The sequence below is a fragment of the Lentzea rhizosphaerae genome, assembly GCF_042649515.1.
In the GTDB taxonomy this organism is placed as follows: Bacteria; Actinomycetota; Actinomycetes; order Mycobacteriales; family Pseudonocardiaceae; genus Lentzea; species Lentzea aerocolonigenes.
Genome location: NZ_JBHRZI010000036.1, coordinates 17,735 through 43,133, shown reverse-complemented (window position 1 = coordinate 43,133; position 25,399 = coordinate 17,735). Strand labels below are relative to the sequence as shown.

Here is a 25,399-nt window from a genome sequence, read left to right as displayed (position 1 = left end):
CGGAAGCCAAATGGCCGGGGTCGATCCGGACCGCTGGTTGCAGGACATGCAGGCGAAGGCCGACGACCTCGCGGCCAAGTCGGCCCAGCTGCGCGAGGACCTGGCGCACTCGTCGGCCACCGTGGTCTCGAAGGACCACGCGGTGCAGGTGACGATCGCACCGACCGGTGCGCTGCAGAACATCCAGCTCACCGACCACGCCGCCGGCCTGAGCCCGCAGCGGCTCCAGGCGTCGATCATGGAGGCCGTCGCGAAGGGGCAGCGCGCGGCGTCGGAGAAGATGCTCGAGGCCTTCGCGCCGATCGGGGCGGGCACCGAGTCGATGGACCTGGTGATGTCGTACCTCCCGCCCGCCGTGGAGGACGAGGAGAACGCCGAGCAGTACGGCTACGACGAGGACGGGTACGCCGTGGAGCAGCAGGCCGCCGCTCCGCCGGCCGCACCCGCTGCCCGCCAGCCGCGTGCCGCGCACGACGACGATGACGAGGACGGGCAGCCCTGGTGACCGCCTTCGAGGTAGACCCCGCGACCCTCAAGACGTTCGCCAACAACCTCGACACCCTCGTGGCCGAACTGGAGACGTCGAAGAACGTGCTCGGCAGCGTGCACTTCGACCCGCTCGTGTTCGGCATCGTCGGGCAGATCTTCGCCGCCGCCGCGCGCGTCGAGGTGAAGAAGGCCGAGGACTGCATCGCCAAGTACGAGAAGGGCCTGCGCGAGGCGGCGACCGACACTCGCCGGACCGCGGACACGTACAGCAACACCGACCAGGGCAACGCCGCCGCGTTCAGCGGAGGTGCCTGATGGTGCAAGGTCTGACGTGGACTCCCGGCTTCGGTGAGGGCACGGAGCTCAACGACAAGTTCTCCGGCGCCGGCATGGTCGACACCGTCGCCGGCCTCGTGAAAGCGGTGCAGGAGAAGGACAACGCCTCGATCGCCGCGTACAGCGTCGGTCTCGCGTTCGACGTCGTCGGCTTCGCCCTGAACCCGCTCGGCGCGGTGATCGGCGCCGGCGTCGGCTGGCTGATCGACCACATCGCGTTCCTGCGCGAACCGCTGGACCTGCTGGTGGGCGACAACATCGCCATCCGGCAGGAGACCGAGAAGGTCAAGACCGACGCCGAGAAGTACGAGGGCCTCGCCTCGGCGCACCTGGAGGCGCTGAAGAAGCTCGACGGCTGGATGGGCCAGACGGCCGACCGGTTCCGCGAGACCATGGCGCGGGTGGCCAAGGAGATCGAGGCCATCGGCTCGGCGGTCAACGCCTCCGCGAAGCTGATGGCGACGATGGGCGCCTGCGTCACCGCGGTGAGGTCGCTGGTGCGCGACATCATCGCCATGGTGATCGGCAACCTGATCGGCGGTGCCCTGATCGCCGCGGGCCTGGCCCCGATCACGTTCGGCGCGTCGATCGTGGCCTTCGTCGGCACCGCGGTGGCAACCGCGCTCGAGGCGCTGGCCCGGATCATGCGGCACGTCACGAAGCTCAAGTCGGTGCTCACGTCGTCCGCGAAGTCGGCGGACGACCTCGGCACGGCGCTGGCGAAGATGGGCGACGACGCGGCGCGCTTCGGCAGGGGCGGCGGCTCGTCGGGCACCTCGGCGCCGCCGCCGGTGAAGCCTCCGGGCGGGGACGCGCCGACGATCAACGGTGGTTCCGGTGCGGGCGGTGCGAAGCCGCCTGCCGGGGACGCGCCGCCCGTGCAGAAGCCGCCGGAGGTCAACGGCGGTGGCGGAGCTTCCGGTGGTGCCAAGCCGCCTGCCGGGGACGCGCCGCCTGTCCAGAAGCCGCCGGAGGTCAACGGTGGTGCCGGCGCGTCCGGCGGCAAGACCGACACCCCGGACACCCCGCCCGTGCAAAAGCCGCCGGAGGTCAACGGTGGCGCCGGGGCGTCGGGTGGCAAGACCGACACCCCCGATGCGCCGCCGGTTCAGAAGCCGCCGGACACCGGTGGTGGCAGCACGTCCACCGCGGGCGTGAAGCCGCCGGAGACGCCGCCGGTCAACCTGCCGCAGCCACCCCCGGCCGCGGTCACCAAGCCGCCGTCGGACATGCCGCTGCCGCCGCCCGTCGGTGGTGGCGCGATGGGTGGTGGCAAGCCTCCTGCCGGGATCGCGCCGGGAGACCTGCCGAAGCCGCCGCCGGCCGCGGTCACCAAGCCGCCCAAGGACAATCCGCTGCCGCCCGCGGGCGGGTCGGGTGGGCCCAAGGCGGACACGCCACCGCCCACCACGCCGAAACCCGACGACGCGGCACCCAAGCCGCCCACGCCGAAACCGGACGACGCAGCGCCGAAACCGCCGCCCACCACGCCCAAGCCGGACGACGCGACACCCAAGCCGCCCACGCCCAAGCCGGACGACGCGACACCCACTCCACCCAAACCCGACGACGCCGCACCCAAACCGCCCTCCACCGACCCGGCGCAGAAGCCGCCGTTCTCCTGGGCCGAGGTCAAGAACCACGTCAGCGACCTCAGCAAGTACGGCAAGGAACACCTGGAAAGCGTTCTCACGACGAAGTTCGGCAAGACTCCCGAGGAAGCCGCCAAGATCACTCAGTGGGTCAAGAACTTCGAGGAGCTCGCCGCACCCGGTGGCCAGTTCACGGCCGGCGGCAAGGCATTCCCGATAGGCAGCGGGCTGCACCTGGTGCACGAGCTCTGGAAGGAACTCGGCGCCGACAAGCACTCGCAGAAAGAGGGCGCCGATTATCTCGGTGACCTGAAGGATTACAACGCACAGCACTGATCATTAGGCCGAATGCGGGCGTACCCTGACGTGGTGCGCCCGCATTCGCCTGTCCGTCAACCGATTCAGCCGTTCCGGTGATCGACGAACCTGGCTGTGGCGAACCTCAAGAGAGCCCTAAATTCCAGGTATTCCACCATGTGATTTAGGTCACAGCAACCTCTGACGAATGTCCGATTCAGCGTTGAAACAAAGATCGGAAGCCCGAACGGGCAGTTACTGGAGAGCGCTCCCACAACCAGGGGAAACGATCACTACCGTTACACGACGTTCACTCACCGGTGGCCCGTTTCGGTCTGCGGCAAGACATTGTGAACGCCGGTCTCAATTGGCAACTCGGTCCAGGGAATGCGCCCGGTGCCTCTGAGGACACACGATACTGCCCGCATGTACATCGTCGGTGACAACGACGCTGTCCCGCTCAAGGACACCGTCAGCTCGGGTCAGGTGCAACTCGACCCGACCGCGGGCGAGGAGCTCCGCAAACAGTTCCAGGCCCAGATCGACCAGGTCGACACGTGGCTCGAACGTGCGAACACCAGCATCGCCCGCCCCGCGCCGCTCGGCGCCAACCCGGTCGGCGACGCCATGCGCGACAAGTTCACCCATCGCGCCGAGGGCGAGCAGTACTCGTTCGTCAGCGTCATGACCGCGTACCGCACGGTGCTGGAGCAGACGAAGAACTCGATCGTCGAGGCGATCGAGAACTTCACCAGCCTCGACGAGGAACACCAGGCCGAACTGAAGAAGCACATGGGTAACGGCTGAGCTTCGGCCAGCAGTGTCCATCGACGTGAGAGGCGAGCCGGTCATGCCCCCCGAGACCGACCCGAGAGAGATCGAGAACGTCCCGGTCCTCACGGACCCGCAGAACTGGGCGTCGCGGTCGCACCAAGAGCTCTACGCCGCGGTGCACAACAACAACGACCCCGGCCAGGCCGGCCAGATCAGCTCCGAGTGGGGCAGGTACGGCTCCGAGCTGACCGAGGCGGCACGCACGATCAACGCGGTCATCACCGCGTCGGAGAGCAAGTGGACAGGTGACGCCGCCGAGGCCGCCCGAGCCGCGATGAAGAAGCTCGGGGACTGGGTCGACGAGACCGCGCGCACCGCCGTCGAGGTCGGCAACAAGGTCGCCGACCAGGGCCGCGTCATGGAAGCCGCCCGAGCGCAGATGCCGGCGCCGGTCCAGTTCGACTGGAACAAGGCAGCCGCCGCGCTCTCCCAGCCGGGCACGACCGCCTTCGTGCTGGCATCCGTTGACATCGCTGTCGCGAACGCCGCTTCGCGCGCGGCGCACGACCAGGCGGTCACCGTGATGACCTCCATGGAAGCCAACTCCCGGCAGATCGACTCGTCGACGCCGACCTTCAAGCCGCCGTTCAACCCGAACACCGGCGAGGTCGAGCAGCCGGTCCTCGCGACGCTGCGCTCGGTGTCCGCACCGACGCTCGGTGGCGCCGAAGCCCTCATGTCCACGCACGCCCAGAGCGCCGCCGGCGTGGCGACCGCGCCCACGCCCACCGGAGCCGGTGCGGGAGCAGGCGCCGGTGCCGGAGCTGGTGCGGGAGCAGGCGGTGGCGCGGGAGCGGGCAGTGGCGTGAACCAGCCCGCCGCGGCGGCCTACACGCCTTCGGCTCCTGGCTACACCCCGCCCGCCAACCCCGGCGGTGGCGGCGGCAGCTACACGCCTCAGATGACGAACTACAACCCCGGCAACACGAACGCGGCCGCCGCCACGTACACGCCGACGGCACCGGGCTACACGCCGCCGCCCAACCCCACCAGCTACACGGGTGGCGGCGGCAACAACAACTACACGCCGCAGTTCCCGTCGGGTGGCGCGCCGTACCCCGGCACGGGCCCGTCCGGCTCGACGCCGCGACCGAACTCGACCTACACCCCGCAGAACCCGAAGGCCTTCACGCCGACGGCACCGGGCTACACCGGTCCTGGCGGTCCCGGCGGCGGTCCTGGCGGCGGTGGCGGTGGTGGTTCGTCCGTGAAGCCCGGTGCGATGCCGAACTTCGGTGGCGCGGGCGGTGGCGCGGGCGGTGCCGGTGCGTTCGGTGGCGGTGCGGGTGGCGCCGGCGGTGCGGGTGGCGCGATGCAGCCTGGTGGCACGGCCGGTGTGCAGGGTGCTCGTGGCGGCATGCCGATGGGCATGACCGGTCCCGGTGGCGCGGCCGCGGCCGGTGCCGGCATGGGTGCGGGCGCGCCGATGGGTGGTGCTCCCGGTGCCGGTGGCAAGGGCGACGAGGACAAGGAACACCGTTCCGCCAGCTACATCATGGGCGGCGACCTGTTCGACGTTCCCGGCGAGAACCTGCCCCCGTCGGTGATCGGCGGCGCGAAGCCCAAGAAGAAGGGGCCTGACGCGTCGTGATCACTCCCGAGTTCCTGCTCTCGCCACGCGAGTTCGACGTCCTGTGGCACGAGCTGCGGCTCGGCCGGATGCCCTATCCGCTGGACGTGCCGAGCGAGGGTGACACCGAGCAGGACCGCCGGGTGCTGCGGGAGAAGACGCTCGACGAGCTGCGCGCCCGCGGCCTGGCCGACGACCAGCGGCTCGCGGACCACCTGCGACTGCTCGACGAGCACGACGTGTCCGTCGACGCGGTCGCCGGCCTCGACCGCACTGTGCGCGCGCTCGCCGTCTCCAACGGCGAGCGGGCCGTCCTCGCGATCATCGACGACGACCGCGTGGGGCTGCTGGCGATCCGGGAGACCGGCATCGCCCGCGAGATCGTCAGGGTGCTGCCCGACGGCGAACCCGGCCCCGGCACGGCGGTGAACGTGCGGGTCGAGACGTTGCAGGACGCCATCGCCCTGCAGGAGGCCGAGCAGCAGGACGACTCCGGCGACCCGTGGGGCGACGGCGAGATCGACGACCGGCAGGCGCTGCAGCAGGCCGGTCTGTCCGCTCAGGACGCGCGGCAGTTCGACGAGCTCGCAGCCAACCGCGTCGCCGGCGGCCAGTTCGGCGTCACCCTGGGCAAGCAGCGCTCCGGTGTCGTGATCAACTGGTTCGACACCCACCAGGGCCGCTACCTGATGGTCAACTCGGACGGCTGGCTGAGCCTCTCGCCGACCGACAACGACCGCATCGCCACCCGAATCGACGCTGTGCTCGCGTGATCCGACGCGTTCGCAGTTGAACCACCGCCGCCGGAGGACCGTGTGAATCCCGCGAACCCCACTCAGTGGGTCGAGGAGTACGAGGCCAAGCTGGCCGACCTGAAGAAGAAGTCGGAGGACCTGCAGGAGAACTTCGCGGCGTCCACCGCGACCGTGAAGTCGAGGGACGGCTCGGTGACGGTGACCGTGGGCCCCAACGGCGGCCTGCAGAACCTCGTTCTCGGTCACCGGGCGGTCGAGCTGGGCGTGGCCAAGCTGACCGCGGTGATCCTGGAAACCGCGCGGCAGGCCCAGAAGCAGGCGGCGGAGAAGGTCCTCGAGATCTTCAAGCCGCTGGGCGAGGGCACCGAGGCCTACCAGATGGTGTCGGACGCGATCCCGGACGACGAGGACGCCGAGGAGACCACCGACACCTACGACGAGATCGACGACGAGCCGGCCCCCGCGCCTGCTCCCCCGCCGGTGAGCCGCCCCGCGGCGGCCCCGCAGGCGGCGCCCGTGCGTGGACGACGACGCGCGGACGACGACGAAGACGACGACAACCAGCCCTGGTGAGGAACATCGATGACCGCGCCTGAAACTCCACTCCCCTCTCCTCCGGGGATGAAGATCACCGAGGAGAACAAGCTCAAGGGCTCGCTGTTCATCGAGGCCTACGGCAGCCTCATCGACGGCATCGGCAAGGACGCCGAGTCGGAAACCGAGAAGGCGCTGGACATCACGTTCAACGCGATCGGTGCGGCGTCGGCCACGGTGATGCTGGCGATCGACCCGCTGGGCAGCATCATCGGCGCCGGTGTCGGCTGGCTGATCGAGCACGTGTCGTTCCTCCGCGACGCCCTGAACCAGCTGATGGGCAACCCGGAGGAGATCCAGGCCAACGTCGAGGCGAACAAGGCCCGTGCGGCCGAGCTGCGCGTGCTGGCCGAGGACCACAAGAGCGGGCTCGCGACGTTCGACGGCTGGACCGGCGCGTCCTCCGAGGCGTTCAAGCGGAGCATGGACGGCATGGGCCAGGAGCTCGACGAGCTCGCACAGGCCGTCGAGACCAAGGCCAAGATCGTCGCGATCATGGGCATGCTGGTCACCGTGCTGCGCGACATCGTCCGCGACCTGATCGCGCAGCTGATCGGTTCGCTGATCGGTGGTGCCATCCTCGCGGCCGCCGCCATGATCCCGACGTTCGGCGCCTCGATCCCGGCCTTCCTCGGCTTCGCGGTCGGCAAGGCGGTCGCGCTGGGCACGAACATCGCCTCGCGCGTCGCCCGCGTGGTGGCGGCGCTGGGCCGTCAGATGAAGCGGATCGGCGACCTCGACGGCATCATGGCCAAGATCAGCAAGGGCTGGGAGCGCTTCGAGAACACCGCCGACGTCGCCGAGATCTCCTACGAGGGCTACAAGGCCTCGAAGGACGTCGACAAGAAGATCGACGAGGCGGTCCAGAAGAACCAGTCGGGCGGCCAGAGCGGCGGTAGCACCCCGGAGACGCTCGCCAACGCCCGTGTCGGCACGGTGCAGGCGAGTGCGTTCGAGGCGCCACACGCCCGAGTGGGCACCGTGCAGATGGACGCGGCCGAGCCGATGCAGGCACTCAGGCGGCCGGACGCCCCGGTGGAGCCGATGCAGGCCCTCAGGCGGATGGACGCCCCGGTGGAGCCGATGCACGCGACTCTGCGCGCGGAGGCAGCCGTGGAGCCGATGCACGCGCTCAGGCGGATGGACGCCGTCGAGCCGATGCAGCCGATGCACCGGGTGGAGGCCGTGACGGCCACCCATTTCAACGCCCCCGCTGCCCAGGACGCGACGATGGTCTCGGGCGTGAGCATGACCGCGGCCTCGCCGGTTCACCAGGTCGTGCAGCCGTTCGAGATGAGTGAGGCGTACAGCGAGCCTACGGAGCCCTCTGGTTACGAGCCGATGGCGCGGACGCAGATGTCCCACGCGTACGAGGCCCTCGAGCCGATGCAGCCGGTCTACGCGCGGGCCGAGGCCGAGCCCGTCCACGAGGCCGTGAACCCGCTCATGGCGAGCGAGCCGCTCCGCCCGGCGTACGAGGCGGGAGGCGGTGCCGCCGCCACGCCGCTGCGCCCGACCGTCGTGCACGAACGCTCCACCAGGCCGACGGAGTAAGTCCAGCCAACAGCCGGGATCCCGATCCCGCCTTGTTCTGACGCAGCACTGGAGAATCGCCGCTCATGGCCAAGGGGAACGTCAATCCCAACCCGTCGCCGAACCCGAACCCGGCGCCGAACCCGACCCCCTCGGCGCCGCCCCCCACCGGAACCGGTGGGGGCGGCCCCACCGGCAACACCGGCTTCTCCATGAGCGACTCCTCGATGCAGGGGTTGCAGAACAAGGCGGGCGACCTGGGGTCCCGGCTGGCGAGCATCTCCAGCGGCCTGCGGGGCCTGAACTTCAGCGGCAACGCGCTGGGCCCCATCGGCCTGTTCGCGGTGCCGGCGCTGAACGCGTCCAACGACAACGCCGTCGCTCAGGCCGACAAGGGAGCCAAGGCGTTCAACGACGTCCAGTCGGGCATCAAGGCCACGCACCAGACCGCCGTCAACACCGACACCAGCCAGGGCACCAACTTCAAGTCGTTCGACACCAGCACCACGGCCAAGCCGCCACCCGGTTCGGCGGGAACCACGCTCGGCGGCGCCAAGCAGGACGGCCCCAAGGTGTCCGGGCCGGGCACGATCGCCGGTGGCACGGGCGGCACCAAGGGCAGCAACGTCCAGGGCGGGCCGAAGGTCTCCACCGCGCCGAACATCAAGGGCGGCACGGGACCTGTCGGCAGCGGCGGCGTGAAGACGCCTGGTGGTCCGTCGGTGGGGGCCGCGCCGAACATCAAGGGCGGCACCGGACCTGTTGGTGGCAGCGGGGTGAAGACGCCTGGCGGTCCGTCGGTGGGGGCCGTGCCCAACATCAAGGGCGGCGCCGGACCTCTCGGTGGCGGTGCGGTGAACACGCCCGGTGGACCGTCGGTCGGGGTCGCGCCCAACATCAAGGGCGGCACCGGACCTGTCGGGACCGGTGGGGTGAAGACGCCTGGCGGCCCGTCGGTCGGAGCCACACCGAACATCAAGGGTGGTGCCGGACCCGTCGGCACCGGCATTCCGAAGGGCCCTGGCGGCGTCGGTCCCGTGGCGCCTCCGGTCATCGGCGGCACGCCAGGTTCCTCGACCCCGAAGTCGCCGGGAACGCCCGGCGGTGGCGGCAAGGGCACCGGCATCCCGACCCTGCCCGGCACCACCCCGGGTTCAACTCCGGGTTCGACCGCGGGCACCAAACCCGGCGTGACCCCACCCGGCCCGCAGAACGCCGTGACGTCACCTTCGCGCGGCACCACCCCACCCGGAATGTCACCGGGCATGGCGCCTCCCATGGCTCCAGGCGCAACCCCGGGGGCCGCTGGTGGCGAACGGGGCGGCAGCAAGTTCGGCGCGGGCAGCGGCAAGGGCCTGTTCGACGCGCCCAAGCCCGGCACGCCTGACAGCACGATCACCAAGGCGCCGCCGAGCTCGACCTCAACGCCCCCGCCCGCCCCGAAGCCGGGCGCTGGTGTTCCGGGTGCGCCCACCAGCGGCGTGCCCGGCAGCGGCGTTCCGGGTAGTGGCGTGCCCGGCAGCTCGACGCCAGGTGCGGCCAAACCGGGCGTCCCAGGCAACGCAGCCCCGTCCACACCGGGCCCGCAAAGCGCCGTGACCCCACCCTCGACCACGGCCCCACGCGGCGGCATCGCCCCACCGACCTCTCCAACAACCTCCCCCGCGGCCAGCCCAGGCATGGCCCCGCCCATGGCTCCAGGCGCAACCCCAGGAGCCACCGGCGGCGAGAGGGGCGGCAGCAAGTTCGGCACAGGAGCTGGCAAGGGCGTGTTCGACGCCCCCAAGCCTCCAACCCCGGACAACACCATCACGAGGGCTCCGGGCACCTCACCCTCAACGCCCCCGCCTGCCCCGAAGCCAACCCCGCTGACCCCACAACCGTCCTCCACCACCACACCCCCACCACAGTCGCGCCCGGCACCCACCCCACCGCCCGCGCCGTCCCCTGCTCCCAAAGCGGACACCGCGCCCGCGCAGACGCGCCCGGCACCGAACGTCCCGCCGCCCGCGCCGAACGTGCCGCCGGCCAACACGCCGACCCCTGCCCCGGCGACGAACACGCCGCCGCCGACCACTCCGGCACCGAAGCCGGACACCACGCCGACTCCGGCAACGCCGAAGGCCGACACGCCACCCGCACAGACGCGCCCGGCCCCGCCGACGAACGTGCCACCGGTGAACACGCCGAGCACCAGCGCGCCCTCGGTCAACCCGCCGAGCCCGAACACCCCGCCGGCCAACGCACCGAGCACGAACACGCCGCCGGCCAACGCGCCATCGCCGAACCCGAGCGTCAACGCGCCGTCGCCGAACCCCGCGACCAACGTGCCGCCGGCCAACGTTCCGTCGGCGAACCCTGCTGCCAACGTGCCGCCGGCCAACGTCCCGCCGTCGAACACGCCGCCGGTTCAGGCCAAGCCGACGCCGGACGTCCAGCCGAACCCGAACACCCCCAAGCCGGACACCACCCCCGGCCAGGCGAAGCCCACCCCGGACACGAACACGCCGCCGCCCGCGCAGACGCGTCCCGCTCCGGCGCCGCCCGTCAACACGCCACCGGTCAACACGCCGTCCCCGAACACGCCGACCAACGTGCCGGGCACCGACGTCCCGCCCGCGAACACCCCGAGCCCGAGCCCCAACACGCCGACCGTCCAAACACGACCGGCCCCCGGCGGCGCCAACCCCCAGCCCAACCCCACTCCAACCCCGAACACCACCACGACCGCCGCACCCGACCTCGTCGTGGCACCCCCGCTGGTCACCCCAGCTCCAGCCCCGAACCCGACCCCAGCCCCCAGCGCGAACCCCAACCCCAACGTCGTCCCGCGCTCCCACCCGGCGGCCTCGAACTTCCAGGCCCAGCCACGCCCCGACGGCGGCAAGGGCAAGAAGCGGGCCGCCATCAAGAAGTACCTCGGCATCAACTTCATCAAGGGCCTCTTCAACAAGCCCCCCGCAGCACCAAACCCGACCCCCGCCCCAAATCCGAACCCCAACCCCGCACCGGCCCCGGCATCCACCGCCCCGCCCAACCCGTGGACCGACCTCCTCAAGAACCCCAACCCCAAGAACATCGACGTGGAGGCCGTCAAGACCCAGATCGACACCGCGGTCAACGACGGCAAGCCCGCCACCGCGCGCATCCTCATCAATCGCCTCAAGAACACCGAGGGCGGTGCAAAGGCCGCCGCCGACCTCCAAGCGCACTACGACCAAGCCGTCGCGAACAAGCGTGACGCCGGCAAGGTCGACGTCCCCAAGCAGCTGCACTTCGCCTGGTTCGGCGACACGCCGTCGCCTGAGTCGGTCAACGGCATGCTCGAGTGGGCCGCGCAGACCAACGAGAACAACGGGTGGAAGGCCACCCTGTGGACCGACGGGTCCAGCGCGAAGTGGGACCCCGCGGTCGTAAAACAGCTGAAAGACGCCGGCATCGACATCAAGTCCGATGTGGACAAGCTCGTCGACGAACTCTCGGACAAGACGCCGCCCACCAAGAACAACACGACGCTCAAGGACGTCTACGCGGCCGCGCAGAGTTCTGACGCGAAGGCCTACAACCTCGCGTCGGACATCGCCCGGTACGCGGTGCTGGCCAAGAACGGTGGCGTGTACGTCGACGTCGACATCAAGCCAGGGTCGTTGTCGCTGGACAACATCGGCGACATGAAGATGCACCCGACCGACGTGCCGGTGATCGGGCCACGTCTCAGGGACACCAGCAGCGTCCAGAAAGCCACCGGTGACGCTCAGCTCACCCCCGAGAACGTCCAGAACGCCGCCGACGCCCAGTGGAAGAAGGGTGAGCTCGGCAACGCGTTCATCGTCACGCCGCCGGACGGGGCGCTGATCAACAAGTTCGCCGAGGTCATCCCGCAGAAGTTCGACACCCTCGTCGATCGCGTGGGGCCCAAGGACGTTCCACTCGCGGACAAGAAGAGCTCGCCGGACTTCCTCCGCACGCTCAAGGAGCAGGCTCCGGACGTCTCCGGGCCGAACGCGCTCGCCGACAACGGGCTGTCGCCGCAGATCGGGCTCATCGGCCAGGTCGCGATGGACCACGACGGCCTCAACCTCGGGTACAACCCGGGGTACATGCCGACGGACGTGCCCGCGATCGGCAAGACCGACTTCGAGGCGATGTTCGACCCCGACGTCAAGAACCAGTGGAACGGGATCGAGTGGGTCACGCCGGAGAGCGAGAGCCAGCTCGACAGGTCGACCGACACCCGTCCCGCACCGAGCGACGGCACGCCCAAGGACGTCAAGAGCGGCGGCGCACCACCGAAGCTGGAGCCGCCGACGCCCGAGTCGCACCACGGCAAGGACGTCATCACCGACGAGTCGTGGCGGCACGACCCCGCGAAGACCGCTGACTGGTTCGCGCCCAAGGACCCGGCTGACCGCAGCACGTGGGCCGATCGCAGGGACGACACCAACGTGCGGACCGTCGACGTCGTCGTCCACGACGTCCGCACCGACTCGACGCCGTCGAACATCAAGTCCTACCAGGGCCTGATCAACTACGACCTGCGCCGCATCGAGACGAGCCCCGGCAACTTCGTGCAGGAGTACACCGTCAAGGTGCACGTCGATCCGGCGGCGAACGTCGATCCGGACGTGATCGCGCAGGTCAAGGAGAACGCCACCAACGGCGTCAACAACCTGCTCAACCAGGGCTACCGGCTGCCCAGCGGTGACCAGTTCCACCTCAACCTCGAGTTCACCGACAACAAGGCGGACGCGCACACCAGCATCAAGGTCGACCCGGACAACCCCAACGTCGACCAGACGCACTGGAACCCCGACACCAGCCCTGAGGTTCTCGCCCACGAGACGCTGCACTACCTCGGAATTCCCGACGAGTACAGCGATTCGAGCCGCGTCTTCCAGCAGCACGACACGAACTCCGGCGTCCACAAGGACGACGGCGGCATGATGGGCAGCGACGTCCACGGACCCGACCCCGGTCTGCGGCCCCGTCACCTCTGGCTGGTCGAACGCACCGCCAACAGCCAGGTGATGGTGCCCGACACGAGGATCGAGCCGGCCGGCCCGGCCACCGTACCGCCACCCGCGAACCCGAACACCAGCACCGACACGCGGCCCGACGCCGACACGCGGCCGATGCCGGACAAGCGCCCGTTCGAAGAGGACAGCGACAGCGACGCCGAGCCCGAACCGGTCACCAAGAAGCCGAAGAACGACGGGGAAGCGTCCACTGTGGACGACTCCTCGATGGACGTCGACGAGAACACCCAGCCGGACGGCGACGTCGACATGAACGACAGCCAGCTGGACAACCTCGCCGACCAGTTCGACACGCTGTCCCTCGGCGACGTCAACTTCTCCTACAACCCGGCGTTCGCCCAGCTCGCCAACGGCGACATCGACCTGCCCACCAAGGACAACTACCTCGCCAAGCTCAAGGAGAGCGTCGAGGGCGAAAAACGACCGTCGTTCGTGGTCAACATGATCGTGAGCCACAACGACGTGGGCAACATCAACGCGGTCATCGACTCCATCACCAAGGACGCCGGGCCCATCGGCAAGGACATGGTGTTCGTCGTCGGTGTCAACGGCCCCAACGGTTCCGGCCCGCAGATGGCCACCAACATCGAGTCCGCGAACAACGCGGTCGCCGGCCGCAAGGAACCGGTCGCGCTGGTGCCGCTGCCGACGTTCGACCCGAAGGACGGCTTCCCCTTCGGCCGCATGCGCAACGGCACGATGCACAGCCCTGCCACGACGTTCGCCATCGGCGCGCTCGGCGGCAAGAACACCCACCCGTACATCTCGTTCCAGGACTTCGACACCGGCTCGCGTCAGGTGACCGGCGGGCAGAAGGACGTCTTCACCCACTTCACCGAGTCGCTGAACCCGCCGGGCGCCGGCCCGATCCGCCCGCTGCTGTACTCCGGCGGCTACCGCGTCGGCGACCCGCAGAAGCTGGTCGACGACACCCGGCAGCGGATCGCCTCCGAACGCGACAAGATCAACAGCAAGCCCAAGCTCACCAAGGACGACCAGGCCGACCTCGACAAGCTCAAGACCGCGGAGAAGCAGCTCGCGAAGCCAGAAGAGTTCGTCGCGAAGTTCGAGCAGGCCATGCGCGACGACATGGACGCGCGCAACCGCCAGAAGGACTCGGCTCCCCTGCTGCCGTACTCGCCGGAGCCGAACCTGTTCATGGACGCGGCCGTGGCGGTCGTCGACCCCGACGTGAAGTTCAGCGACGGCGGCAACGAGTTCGGCGACCTCAGCCAGTCGATCAACGAGTTCGCGGGCAAGGAGCTCGCCGACATCCACGGCACCAGCCCGGACTCCGGCATCGACGTCGACCTGCAGACCAACCGCAACCCGTTGCGCGGCGAGAACTTCACGAGCGACTTCGTGGACGGCGCGGTCGGTACCGACCTGTCCCGTCTCGCGCTCGGCTTCGCCAAGTCCGAGGGCAAGTCGTGGCCGCAGTCGCACGTCGCCCTCACCTCGGTGACGAACCGCATGTACGGCGGTGACCCCAACTCCAGCGACCCGAACGCCGACCGGGCGGCCAAGGCCGACGTCTCCGGCGCGAAGATCCGCGACGAGTTCGGGGACAAGAAGCCGAACAAGGACGGCACGCCGAACGCCAAGAACAAGCCGCACCAGCAGCGCGAGGCGCAGCAGAAGATCGAGCACACCTACGGCGTCGATCCCGACACCGGCAAGCGCGTCCACACGGGCTCCACCGGCGGCTGGACCCCGTCGAACCTGGACGCGCTCAAGCTCGGCTGGGAGGACAAGAACTCCCTCAACCAGGCCGTTTCCGCGCAGATCCCCGGTCACGGGACGATGGGCATCGACCCGCAGACCGACCCCACCACCGTCTACCCGCCGAAGAAGGAGAAGGTCGACGGGAAGGCCCCGGTCAAGACAGAGGCCGACGTCCAGCACATCGACGCGTCGGCCAAGCAGCACAAGATGGCCGCGATGCTCAACCTGGCCATGTCGGCCAACACGAGCAACGTGACCCGCACGTTCGGCACGCTGGAGCACGGCGTCCTGCCCATCGCGGCGGACCCGAGGCCCGACGGTCTGTTCAACGCCGTGCACGACGCCCTGACCAGCCAGCCCGGCCCCTCCAAGAAGGGCAAGAGCCCGCAGATCAAGTCGGCGGCGGACCTGCGGACCGGCGCGATCCAGAAGGGCTCGACCGCCTCCCCCGCGATCACCACGCAGATCGCGAACTTCCGCCAGGAACACGGTCTCCACAACAGCCACCTGGTCAACGCGCTCATCGAGCCGGGGCCGACGCCGCAGACGAAGATCCCCGCGCACTTCAATCCGGGCAGCGGCGACGTCGAGGTCGACAACACCACGACAGACCCCGACTGGACGCCGATCACCGACGCCGAGGCCGACGCCCACGCGCAGGAGAACGCCGCCGAGCAGAAGGCCGACAACGCCAAGGCGGCCAAGGCGGAGGAACTGGCCGTCAAGCTGCTCGCGACCGAGATCGGCCGGCCGATCACGATCCACGGCCCGGACGGCGTCAAGACCGTCGAGCCGTTCTTCGAGAAGAAGAAGCCGGTTTTCCCGCCACCACTGGAACTCGACGCGACCCCGAACCCGAACGGCAAGACCAGCTTCACCCCGCACGACCCCGGTCCCAGCACCCGTTCGGCACCCGAGGTGCAGACGCGCCCCGCACCGCCGACGCCGAACCCGGTCATCCCGATGACCACCGTGGCGCCGCCCGCGGTCGGCCAGGTCATGCCGGGCACGCAGAACCTGCCGTCGTTCTTCCAGGACAACAAGGCGCTGGGCACGATCGCGCCGACGGACGTGCGCGGCGCCGAGAACGTCACCGGCGCGATCCCGAACCTCAAGCCCAACGACGCCGCCCGCATCCAGCAGGCGCTCAAGGGCGACTTCGAGTCGTTCCTCGACGGCGGACGCAACTTCCAGGTCAAGATCGGCAACACCTCGTACGAGGCGAACGTCCGCGCCACGATGCAGGCGCAGACCGACACGGCCCCGGTGGACGCGCCGCACGTCAAGGTCGACGCGGTCACGCAGTCGGGCAACTCGTCGGCGACGACGCACACCGTCGCCACGGCCAACGACATCGGCGGCTCGGCCACGGCCGGTGTCGCGATGGGTCCGTACGGCTCGCTCGGCGGCAAGGCACAGCTGGCCACGCCGGCGCAGTCGCAGAGCACCTCGTCGTCCCTCACCGACCAGCGGGCGATCCGCGCGGGCGAGGGCTCGACCCAGGCGACCGTGCAGGTCTTGTACGACATCACCCTCACTGCCGCCAACGGCACCGTCCGCACCCTCGACCCGGTCAACACGGGCACCGACGTCACGCTCCAGATCCCGAACGACCTGGCGACGATCACCAGTTCCGGCAACACCTCCGCGGCGGTCACGCCACCGGACGCCCAGTGGGGCGCGAAGCTCGAGCACCCCGCCCCCGAGGCCGTGTCGGTCGACAACCAGAAGAAGGCGTTCAACGACGTCGCGGCGAAGCTGCACCCGTCGATCACGAAGGTCGGCGCACCCGGCCGCGAGGCGTTGCAGAACTTCCTGAGCCCCACCGAGATCCGCAACAACCTCGGCGCGATGCTCGGCGGCGCCTACGTCACGTCGCCGGACCTGCTCAGCCCGCACGCGAGCAAGGGCGCCGCGGTCCAGATGACCGCCAAGCTGCAGACCGCGGAACTGGTGGGCACGCACAACAGTTCGGTGCTGCGCCTGCACGACACCGCGTCGCACAGCAGTGGTGTGTCCTCGACGACGAAGTCCGGTGGCGGTGTCACGGCCGGGTTCGGCGGCAACATCGGCGTGCCCAACGCGGTCGGCGGCCAGGTCGGCGCCACGGTCGGGTACAGCGCGACCGTCGCGGAGAGCGTCAACGCGGGCATCAACACGAGCCACAAGAGCGGCATCCAGATCAAGGGCGACACCGGTCTGTACAAGGTGACCGCCGAGGTCGAGGTCCGCACGCCCAGCGGGGACAGCGTGAAGGTCCCCGTCACCACGTACATGCGTGTGGGGCTGCCGGAGGCCGGCGCTCTCGGCCTGCCCACCCCGGACGGCACCAGGAACTCCACCGTCGACCCGGCCACCGCGGGCACCAAGTTCGCGCCGCCGTACCTGGCCGACGCGATCGCCGCGGGCAACGCCAAGGTCGGCGAGTTCGAGGCGGCGGCGCAGGTCCAGGGCCAGGTCGAGGACGCGCTGCGCAAGGTCCCCGGTTTCGAGAAGTTCCTGCCGAGCTGGAACGACCCGAACGCGAACCCGCGCAGCAGCAAGGGCAAGAGCTTCGCCGACGTCGCCGAGCAGCTCGCGAACCAGCGCAAGCTGACCTCGCAGCTCTCCCCGGCGGCGTTGAAGACGAACATGGACAGCCTGATGGGACCGGGCGTCCAGGTGCAGCTGAAGAACAGCGGCACGACCAGCAACACCTACGTCAACGTCACCGTCAAGGCGAAGCTGACGAACCCGCAGCACCTCGGCCAGGCCGACGCGCGCAACATCCGTGACGCGTCGTCGACCGGTCCGAAGCTCGACGCGTCCACGACGACCAGCAAGGGCTGGAGCGGTGGTGTCGAGGGCAAGGTGACGATCCCTGCCAAGACCAGCGTCGCCTCGCTCACGCCGACGCCGCAGTTCGGCGTGAAGTACAACCACGGGTGGTCGGACAAGACCGCCGCCGGTCCGACGGTCAACAGCACCTCGCTCAACGCCGGCAGCCCGAACGCCCAGGTGTTCCGGCACGACGTGGAGTTCGACGTCGAGATCACCACGTTCACCCGGCCACGGGCGTGGGTGCGGCGCATCGTTCCCGGCGCGCCGGGTTTCCACTCCCCCGAGCAGAACACGGTGGCCAAGACGGGCACCGGTGACCTCGAGCCCATCAAGGGCGGGGTCAACCTGTGGGTGTCCGACAGCTCCACTTTGGACAACGACCCCGGCAGCGGGTTCAAGCCCGGTGACCCGGAGCTGCGCAAGCTCAAGGACGCACCGACGGTCAAGGAGCTCCTGAGCACCAGGCCGAAGGAGAAGTCGCCGGACTTCCTGCACGTCGAGGCCGTCGCCAACACGACAGCGCTGCGCGACCAGGCCATCGACGCGCTCAACCGCGCGGCGGGCGGCGACTCCGCGCTGACCGTGCCGGGCACCGCGTCACGGGCCCAGATCGACAAGATGTTCTCCCCGGAGAACATCAAGGCGAACCTGCGCACCCTGACCGAGACCGGCATCGGGGAACAGGGCCTCAAGTACGACCGGCGGATGACCGACCGTACCGGCGCGATCGGCGTCAGGTTCGGGCTGAGCAACCCCAAGATCGTGTCCATTTCGGACAACACAGGTACCGAGAACGCCAACACCGGCGGCTACAAGGCGGGTCAGACGTCCTCGACCAGCCGCTCGGTCGACATCACCGGCGGCATCAACGTCCCTGTCAAGCCGAACGTGACGGGATCGCCCGCTCCCACCAGCGGTTCCGGTGGTGTCGCAGTGGCCGGCAAGGTCACGCCGTGGTCGGACTCGAAGTCGTCGTCCACCGAGGTCGGCGGCAGCGTCGACCGCAACTTCGTGACGCCGTCGGGTGGCCGCACCGTGCTGGTGCAGCTCGACGCGGACGTCACGGTGGTCGGCGAGAGCCGTGCGACGAACTTCCTGCACGGCGGTACGCCGAAGGCCGAGGGCGCGACGGTCACGTTGCCGAAGTCGGTGTTCGTGCGCGTGACGGAGGACGTCGCGCGGGACATGGGGCTGCTGCCCGACGTCAAGCCGAACGTGCCCAAGCCCGACTTCCCGAAGATGGCGCCGCCGTCGACCATCGTGAAGGACCAGCCCGGCGCGCTCGGACTGTCCGTCGTGGAGTCCGTGCCGGACCTGTCGAACGTGGTCTCGAAGCTGACCGAGGACGTCAACGCCAAGACCGCCAAGAGGTTCGGGGACCCGCTGCTGCCGGACTCGGTGCTCAAGGACTCGATGAGCAACCTCCAGCGCCTGGTCGACTTCAGCTCGCCCGCCAGCGTCAAGGCGATGATCGACAGCGCCATGGACGGCGGTGTGCCGTTGCTCGTGCACCAGCCCGGCACGTTCGGCAAGGACTCGTTCCAGATCACGTTGCGGGCCAAGGCGGACACGCCGAAGTTCCAGGAGGTCGTGAACGACGGCGTCGAGATGGAGTCGACGCTGTCCGGTTCGCAGAAGGTCGCCGACAGCCAGGGCCGCGGCACCGGCTGGGCTCTTGGCCTCAAGGCTCCCGGCCTCGCCGCGCCCGGCAGCGCGAACCCGAACGTCTCCGGCACCGTCGGCGCGGCCGTGGCGGCCAACGTCGGGCAGTCGAAGAGCAGCTCGGTCACCACGTCGACGACCGACCAGTTCAGCCAGTACCGCGGCGCGAGCGGACCGGCGGCGCGCTACACCGTGCCGATCGAGTTCGAGCTCGTCGTCGAGAAGGGCGACAAGGTCGTAGCGACGGCGCCGAGCGGCCCGCAGGAGATGACGGTCCGGCTGCACGCGGACAACCAGAAGGTCGCGGGGCACGCCAACCCGAAGCCGTACTGGACCCAGATCCACACCCGCACCGCGGACCAGGGCTCTGCGCAGGCCGCTTCGCAGTGGCAGCAGAACGGCAGCCCGGCCACGTTGCCGCCGAGCGCGTCGGTCGAGAACCTGCGCGGCGCCAAGGACCTGCGCGCCGCGACGCTCCAGGCGCTGAAGGACGCGGGTGCGGGCAAGGGCCTGACCGGTAAGGGCACCGGCGCGTTGAACAGCCTGCTGGCCACGCTCAGCCCGGAGAACCTCCAGCCGCACCTGCCGGGCATGCTGTCCGGTCCGCTGACCGTGCCGGGCCTGCACGAGGCCGCGCTGACGTTCGGTCAGGACGCGGACGTCAAGGTCTACGCGAAGCTGGTGGACCCGTCGCTGGGCTCGCTCAGCGACAACGTGGCGCTGGAGAACCCGAAGTCGCAGGTCACCTCGACCAGCGGCGAGGCGAAGGTCACCGAGAGCGGTGACGTGTCCGTCGGTCTCGCGACCGGTGGCGCCGGCATCAAGCAGAACACGGACCCGAAGGACAACGTCAGCGTCGGCGTGAGCGGTGTCGAGCTGCGTCACGCCGCCGAGGACGCCACCGCGAACTCCGGCGGCCCGACCGACAACAAGACCAACAACCTCAAGCCGAAGGCCACCACCGGACTCGTCCAGTTCGGCGTCGAGTACCGCGTGGTCGCGACGATCGGCGGGAAGACCGCCGTCGTCGACCTGTCCGTGCCGAACTCGGCCGCCGTCCGGATGCAGGCGACGGACGCGCAAACCGTGCTGGGCCACGAGTTCGGCGCGGACCTGACGGACGCGCAGGCCGACGTCAAGAAGGCCGCGGACGACTGGCGGACCGCGGAGGTCGCGGTCGACACGGCCCGCCACGACGCCCAGCAGGTGATCAACGCGGCCGCGGCTGCGCTCGCCCGCAACGACTCGGACTTCACGAGGGTCCAGATCGACTACAACGCGGCGATCGAGAAGCACCTGGACGAGCAGGCCAAGCTTCCGCCGCTGGAGGCGCGAGCCGAGACGGCACGTGCGGAAGCCGCACGGACGCTGGAGACCGTCGCCGACCTGACTCCTCGGGTCAGCGGCCTCAGCGTCGTGGCCTTGAGCGCGCAGTTCGAGGTCGACAACGCTCGCGCCGAGGTGGACACCAGGGCGCAGGCGGTGCGGTCGCTGGAGAACCAGCTGACGAGGACGCCCGACGCTCCTGGCCTGTCCGGGCAGGTCGACGCGGCCCGTCAGGCCCACGCCGACGCTCAGGCCGCGTTGCAGACGGCCGAAGCCGAGGCAGCTTCTACCGGAGCGGCCTTGAGCCAGGCGCAGCAACAGCTCGCCGAGGCCGAGGCCGACCTGGTCGTGCAGCGTGAAGAGGTCACGTCGCGCCGTGAGGCACTCGCCGCGCAGCAGGAGGTCGTGGCTGAAGCCGATGCGGCCCGCACCGACGCGGAGACCCGGTACCAGGAGGCCGTGGCGAAGCTCGACGCGGACCGTGCGGCGCAGGAAGCCCGCATCAAGGACGCGGAGACCAAGCTCGACGACGCGCGGCGGGCGGCGGACGACAAGCAGAAGCAGTGGTGGGACAGGAAGGCCGTCGTCGACGACAAGATCGCCGACTACAACCGGCCGCCGTCGACGACCACGGCGTCCTCGCCCAGCAACGCCCCCTCGCCCAGCAACGGTTCGTCGAGCAGGGACGTGCAGACGCGTCCCGCACCGCAGCCGCCCAACGCGCCGAGCACCGGCACGCCCAGCACCGGCACACCCGCCACCGACGCGCCGACCCCGTCCACCGAGTCCCAGGCACCCACCAGCGTGCCCGGCCTCGTCGTGGCGAGCCACCTCAAAGCCCTGACCGCCGACGCGATGCTGAACGCCTCCCCCCTCGCCCAGCAGGTCGAGACGGAACTGCGGTCCAACCCCGGCACCTACCTCGACCACGAGGCAGGCCTGGACCTCCTCCGCGCCTCCGTCGTCCTCGACACGAAGACCGACGACATCGCCACCCTGATCCAGCGGCACGGCGTCGAGGCGGTCGCACGGGCGTTCAACGCCGAGTTCGGCCGTCCGATCATCGAAACCGCGCAGCTGCAGCAGTTCGGCGACCTCAGCACCCCGGAGAGCCGGACCGCGTTCGACGGCTGGGCGCACCAGCTGTGGGACACGATCGGCAACACGCCCTCGTACCAGGACAACCCCGGCAAGCTCGCCGACGACGTCTTCAACCACGAGAAGGGCTACAACCGCGGCACGAACTTCGCCCAGGAGACCGCGCTGACGGACCTCACCGGCGCGCCTTCGCTGCAAACGACCATCACCGACAACCCGCATCCCGGCCCGGACGTGACCAACCAGGCGTTCTGGGTGCACAAGGTGCTCAGCGACGCCCAGGTCCTGCCCGCCGGCAGCGTGAGCCCCGACCGGTTCACGCAGGCCGTCACCGACAACAGGACCGTGCTCGGTGACGCCCTGGGTGTCGAGCTCGACGACGTGAAGGTCACCGAGCTGACGACCACGTTGCAGGACAACGGCATGGTCGACGACGACCCGGCTCCCGCGAACGAACCCGCACCGCCGAACGCTCCTGAGCTGACCGAGACCGAGCTCCAGCTCGCCGCGTTGACCGACCACGCGATGGAGAACGCCACCCCGCAGATGAAGGCCGTCGAGGCCGCGCTCCGGTCAGACCCGCAGAAGTACGTCCACCACGAAGCGGGTCTGAACCTGCTGCGCGCGTCGGTCGTGCTGCACACCAGGACCGACGACGTCTCCGGGCTGATGTTCTTCTACGGCCTGGACGAGGTGACGAAGGCGTTCAACACCCAGTTCGAGGCGCCGGTCATCGAGGCAGAGCAGCTCGACGCGTTCATGCAGGAGGGTGGCGCCGCCAACTACGAGAGCTGGGCGCACCAGCTCTGGGACACGATCGGCAACACGCCCGCGTACGAGGCGGACCCCGGCAAGCTCGCCGGCAACGTCTTCAACCACGACAAGGGCTACAACCACGCGGTCGACCTGGCGCAGCAGACCCCGCTCGACGACCCGGCACCGTCCACTCCCCCGGCGGACACCACCACGAACCCGTTGCACAGCACGGAAACCAGCGCACCGTGGTTCGACCCGCACAACCCGGTGTCCTCCCAGGCCATCGCGGACGCCCGCGCCACCACCCCGGCGAGCAGCTGGGTGCGCGGCGAGGACGGCGGTGTCCTGAACACCACGCAGGTCGGCCCGCACGGCATCAAGATGCAGGCCTGGCGCGGCCCGATCGCCTACGACAACCGCGTGATGGACGTCGACGGCGTGCCGGTGCGCGACTTCACCGTCCGGCTGCACCTGAACAACGGCACCGCCGACGTGCAGGACCGCACCCGCGCGGGCGTCGAGGAGATGTTCAACCAGGGCTACCGGCTGCCGAGCGGCGAGCAGTTCCACGTCACCGTCGAGTTCACGGACAACCCGGCCGACGCGCACGCCACGATCGACGTCACCGACGACCCGCAGGGCCGTGCCAACCAGCTCACCTGGCCCGCGAACACGGACTCGCGGCGGCTCGCACACGAGGTCGGGCACTTCCTCGGCCTGCGTGACGAGTACCTGGAGACCGGCGACGTGAAGCCGATCTTCCAGCACCAGGACGGCAAGGGACGCGTCGTCGACGACAACTCCCCCATGACCCAGGGCATCGACAGGCCGGACGCGCGGCTCAAGCCCCGTCACCTCCAGCTCGTCAACGACCGGATGACGGCGCTGCAGTCGCACAACCGGCCGCAGTCCGGTCCCGACGTCCAGCCGAAGGACGTGCCGGCACCGAACATGCCCAAGCGCGACGCGACGCACATGGACGTCGACCCCGAGGCGGACCCCACCAAGCGCGCCCGTGAGGCCGAAGTTCAGCTGGTCAACGAGAACGGCGTGCACAACGCGGCGTTCCAGAACCTGGCGAACGGCAGGACGCTCGCGCCGATCACGGCCGACAACTACCTGCGGCGCACCCAGGAGAGCATCGCGAACAACGAACCGCCGTCGTTCGTGGTCAGCATGATCGTGCGAGCCGGTGAGCTCGACCAGCTCGGCAATGTCGTCAACGGCGTCATGGCCAACACCAACAACATGGACGGCCGTGTGGCGTTCGTGCTCGGTGTGAACGCCTCTACGCAGCAGGAGATTGACGCCGCCATCGCCGCCGCCACGCCGGTGGTGAACGGTCAGGCGGTGCCGATCGCACTGGTGAGCGTGCCGCACGGGCCGAAGGGCTTCAAGTTCGGCGACACCCGCAACGCGACGCTCGACAGCGACGCGCACGAGTTCGCCGTGACCGCGTTGGCGGCCAACGGGACGCACCCGTACGTGTCGGTCATGGACTTCGACGCGGGCGATCGCAGGACCAGGCAGGGCGGGCACGTCTTCGACCACGTCGCGCAGCTCGTGGACGGCAGGGTCGGCGATGACGTCGTGGAGCCGTCACGGCCGTTGATGATCGGTGGCGGCTACCGCGTCACCGCCACGCCGCAGCAGCTGCACGCCGACGTCCTCGCGCGCATCAACAGCGACACGAAGACCACGGACGCGCAGAAGCAGGCCTACCGCGAGAAGTTGAGCGAACCCGGCTTCCACGAGCGGTTCGAGCACGTGATCAACGCGGACATGCACGCGCGCCGCAACCAGCAGGCCATCCACCCGTTGCTGCCCTACACGCCGGAACCGAACCTGTTCGTCGACGGGCTCGTGCCGCTGGCGGACCCGGCGGTGCGCTTCGGCGAGGGCCAGGCGGAGTTCGGGCAGCTCGGCCAGTCGCTCAACAGGTTCTACGCCAGGGAACTCGCCAAGCTGCACACGCCGGAAGACCCGGCGGACATGGAAGAGGCCACCGAACGGGCCAGAGTGGACGTTCAGAACAACCGGCACCCGGTGCGCGGTCAGGCGTTCACGACCGACTTCGTGGCGGGCGACACCGGCACCGACCTCTCCAGGATCGCCTACGGGCTGATCAAGGACGGCAAGCTGCCGCAGTCGCACACCGCGCTGCCGAACGTGAGCGAGCGGTTCTTCGACGGCAAGTCGTCCAAGGCGGGCACCAAGTTCGCCGACGAACGCGAGCGGCTCAGCACCGGCGCGCACGCCGTCGTCGAGCCGTTCCTGCCGCCCGCCAACGGCCAGACCACGACCACGTGGGCCCCGCCGAAGAAGATGGAGACCCAGCTCGGCGCACCGGCCAAGAACCGGCTCAACCCGGCCGTCTCGGCACCGCTGCCCGCGCCGTTCACCGGGCAGCAGGCGGGTATCCAGAAGGACCAGAAGGTCGTGGCGGCGCACGGGCTCGTGGCGTCCGACCACGTCAACCACACGCTGCGGCAGCTGCGGTACCTCAACGAGGACGTGCTGGTCCGCCAGCCCGCACCGCCGACCTCCCCCACCGGTCTCTACGCCGCGGTCGGGCAGGTCCGGGGCGTCGACCCCGCGACGCTGCGGCAGCAGGTGGTGAGCCTCGCCGCGACCCACCAGGCGGTGATGAGGGCCGTCGCCGACTTCACCGTCACCCGGCCGATGCACCAGGGCCACCTGTACGGCGCGCTGGTCGAGAACATCGACTGGCACATGCAGCCCGACGGCGCCGAGAACTCCGGTGCCGGCAACGCACGTGACCTGGTCGGACACCTCATCGCGACCCAGCTCAGCGTCAACGTGAGGATCCACCAGCCGGGCAGCAACCCGATCCTGCTCCGGCCGATGGGCCCGCCCTTCGAGGAGACGATCGACGTCGAGATGGTGCTGGACGGCCGGCAGGTCACCTACCGGCCACTTCCGGGGCTACAGCAGGACGTGGAGATGCATTAGCGT

General features: G+C 69.7%; 9 protein-coding genes. All 9 read left to right on the top strand.

Annotated elements, in window-relative coordinates; genetic code table 11:
* Positions 1–10 precede the first annotated feature (10 nt).
* Positions 11–505 (top strand): YbaB/EbfC family nucleoid-associated protein, encoded by a 495-nt coding sequence (locus ACFOWZ_RS37750; protein WP_382378747.1) that lies wholly within the window; start codon positions 11–13, stop codon positions 503–505.
* Positions 502–804, top strand: coding sequence for a WXG100 family type VII secretion target (locus tag ACFOWZ_RS37745; protein ID WP_382378746.1), 303 nt, complete (start codon positions 502–504; stop codon positions 802–804). Before ACFOWZ_RS37750 ends, ACFOWZ_RS37745 begins: the two co-directional genes overlap by 4 nt.
* Entirely contained in the window at positions 804–2,753 is a 1,950-nt protein-coding gene (locus ACFOWZ_RS37740; protein ID WP_382378745.1) for a hypothetical protein, read from the top strand. The genes ACFOWZ_RS37745 and ACFOWZ_RS37740 overlap by 1 nt, the downstream gene beginning before the upstream one ends.
* 387 nt (positions 2,754–3,140) lie before the next feature.
* Positions 3,141–3,521 carry a hypothetical protein gene (locus tag ACFOWZ_RS37735; RefSeq protein WP_382378744.1) on the top strand — a complete coding sequence of 127 codons (381 nt, stop codon included), beginning with the start codon at positions 3,141–3,143 and terminating at the stop codon, positions 3,519–3,521.
* 43 nt (positions 3,522–3,564) lie between these two features.
* Positions 3,565–5,139, top strand: coding sequence for a PPE domain-containing protein (locus tag ACFOWZ_RS37730; RefSeq protein WP_382378743.1), 1,575 nt, complete (start codon positions 3,565–3,567; stop codon positions 5,137–5,139).
* Positions 5,136–5,891 carry an ESX secretion-associated protein EspG gene (locus tag ACFOWZ_RS37725; protein ID WP_382378742.1) on the top strand — a complete coding sequence of 252 codons (756 nt, stop codon included), beginning with the start codon at positions 5,136–5,138 and terminating at the stop codon, positions 5,889–5,891. Before ACFOWZ_RS37730 ends, ACFOWZ_RS37725 begins: the two co-directional genes overlap by 4 nt.
* Before the next feature lie 42 nt (positions 5,892–5,933).
* A complete protein-coding gene (locus tag ACFOWZ_RS37720) occupies positions 5,934–6,446 on the top strand; it encodes a YbaB/EbfC family nucleoid-associated protein (RefSeq protein ID WP_382378741.1) in 513 nt (170 codons plus the stop codon).
* A gap of 48 nt (positions 6,447–6,494) precedes the next feature.
* Complete coding sequence (locus tag ACFOWZ_RS37715; protein ID WP_382378740.1) at positions 6,495–8,021, top strand: WXG100 family type VII secretion target; 1,527 nt, start codon at positions 6,495–6,497, stop codon at positions 8,019–8,021.
* Positions 8,022–8,086: 65 nt separating this feature from the next.
* The gene (locus ACFOWZ_RS37710; protein WP_382378739.1) at positions 8,087–25,396 is read left to right on the top strand and encodes a glycosyltransferase; all 17,310 of its coding nucleotides are present in this window, start codon (positions 8,087–8,089) and stop codon (positions 25,394–25,396) included.
* The last annotated feature ends 3 nt before the right edge of the window (positions 25,397–25,399 follow it).